This is a genomic window from Rhizocola hellebori (assembly GCF_016862955.1).
GTDB classification, from domain to species: domain Bacteria; phylum Actinomycetota; class Actinomycetes; order Mycobacteriales; family Micromonosporaceae; genus Rhizocola; species Rhizocola hellebori.
In genome coordinates this window covers 1-1,395 of record NZ_BONY01000187.1, presented here as the reverse complement: position 1 = coordinate 1,395, position 1,395 = coordinate 1, and the positions used below count along the sequence as shown (strand labels likewise).

1 protein-coding gene is annotated in these 1,395 nt (G+C 63.7%); it reads left to right on the top strand.

Annotation, left to right across the window (positions count from 1 at the left end; genetic code table 11):
- The first annotated feature begins 71 nt into the window (after positions 1–71).
- A complete protein-coding gene (locus Rhe02_RS49415; protein WP_203915546.1) occupies positions 72–1,358 on the top strand; it encodes an IS256 family transposase in 1,287 nt (428 codons plus the stop codon).
- Positions 1,359–1,395: the final 37 nt, after the last annotated feature.

The window sequence follows — 1,395 nt, the reverse complement described above, 5'->3', positions numbered from 1 at the left end:
GGGACTGTGGATCTAACGGTGTTTCTGGCCTGACCCGCCGGGGGTGATGCCCCGGCGAGGAGGGTGCCGTGATGACTACGACACTGGACGATGTGACCGCGAGGAAGAAGAAGCCGGAGCTGTCGGCGGAAGCGGCGGCGGCGGCCGAGTTGGTGCGGCTGGCCAAGGAGCAGGGGCTGGCGCTGACTGGCCCGGATGGGCTGCTCAAGCAGTTGACCAAGACCGTGTTGGAGACGGCGCTCAACGAGGAGATGACCGAGCACCTGGGCTATGCCAAGCGTGATCCGGCTGGTGCAGGGTCGGGCAATGTCCGCAACGGGACTCGGTCCAAGACGGTGCTGACAGAGGCCTCTGGGCATGTGGGTATCGAGGTGCCCAGGGATCGGGCTGGCACGTTCGAGCCGCAGATCGTGAAGAAGCGTCAGCGGCGCTTGAACGGGGTCGACGAGATCGTGCTTTCGTTGTATGCCAAGGGTTTGACCACTGGTGAGATCTCGGCGCATTTTGCCGAGATTTACGGGGCGTCGGTGAGCAAGGAGACGGTCTCACGGATCACTGACAAGGTCGTCGAGGAGATGAACGACTGGTCGGTGCGGCCTTTGGAAGCGGTGTACGCCGCGGTGTTCATCGATGCGATCGTGGTCAAGGTCAGGGATGGGCAGGTCGCCAACCGGCCGGTCTACGCCGCGATCGGGGTCACCCTGGATGGTGAGAAGGACGTGCTCGGGTTGTGGGCCGGCACCGGTGGGGAGGGTGCCAAATTCTGGATGGCGGTGCTGACCGACCTGCGTAACCGTGGGGTCCGCGATGTGTTCTTCGTGGTCTGCGACGGCCTCAAGGGCCTGCCGGAGGTGGTGGCGAACGTGTGGCCGCAGACCATCGTGCAGACATGCATCATCCATCTGATCCGTAACACGTTGCGGCTGGCCTCCAAACGGGACTGGCCCGCGCTGCAACGCGACGTCAAACCGATCTACACCGCCGTCAACGCCGATGCGGCCCGGGCCGCGTTCGAGCATTTGGCCGACACCTGGGGCCATCGGTATGCGGCGGTCATCCGACTGTGGGACAACGCCTGGGCCGAGTTCATCCCGTTCCTCGACTACGACATCGAGATACGGCGGATCCTGTGTAGCACCAACGCTATTGAGAGTTTGAACGCCCGCTACCGGCGGGCGATCAAAGCCCGCGGACACTTCCCTTCGGAGCAGGCTGCACTCAAATGTCTCTACCTGGTCACCCGGTCACTAGACCCGACCGGGCAAGGACGGGCACGATGGGCCATGCGCTGGAAACCGGCCCTCAACGCATTCGCCATCACCTTCGCCGACCGATTCCCAGCCGCCGAAACCTACTAACCGAAGACGCCAGAAACACCCTTGGCGAGACAGTCCC